The sequence below is a fragment of the Enterobacter sp. RIT418 genome, from assembly GCF_003057745.1.
Lineage (GTDB): Bacteria > Pseudomonadota > Gammaproteobacteria > Enterobacterales > Enterobacteriaceae > Enterobacter.
This window is the reverse complement of sequence record NZ_QBJD02000042.1, coordinates 1-376: the sequence shown is the minus strand read 5'-3', so window position 1 is coordinate 376 and position 376 is coordinate 1. Positions and strand designations below refer to the sequence as shown.

General features: G+C 64.1%; 1 protein-coding gene. It reads left to right on the top strand.

From position 1 onward, the window contains the following. On the top strand, positions 1-376 hold a 376-nt coding region (locus DBY73_RS22015; protein WP_146745809.1), incomplete at both ends, for a 4Fe-4S dicluster domain-containing protein.

Here is a 376-nt window from a genome sequence, read left to right as displayed (position 1 = left end):
GTCAGCTTCCGCCGTATTTACGAATACGCGGGGGGCGACTGGCAGGAGGACAACGGCGTCTGGCATCAGAACGTCTTTGCCTATTACCTGTCGATTGCCTGCAACCACTGCGAGGACCCGGCCTGCACCAAGGTCTGCCCGAGCGGGGCAATGCACAAGCGCGAGGACGGTTTTGTGGTGGTGGACGAGGATGTCTGCATCGGCTGCCGCTACTGCCACATGGCCTGCCCGTACGGCGCGCCGCAGTACAACGCCGCCAAAGGCCACATGACCAAGTGCGACGGCTGCCATACCCGCGTCGCCGACGGCAAAAAGCCGATCTGCGTCGAGTCCTGCCCGCTGCGCGCGCTGGACTTCGGCCCGATTGATGAGCTGC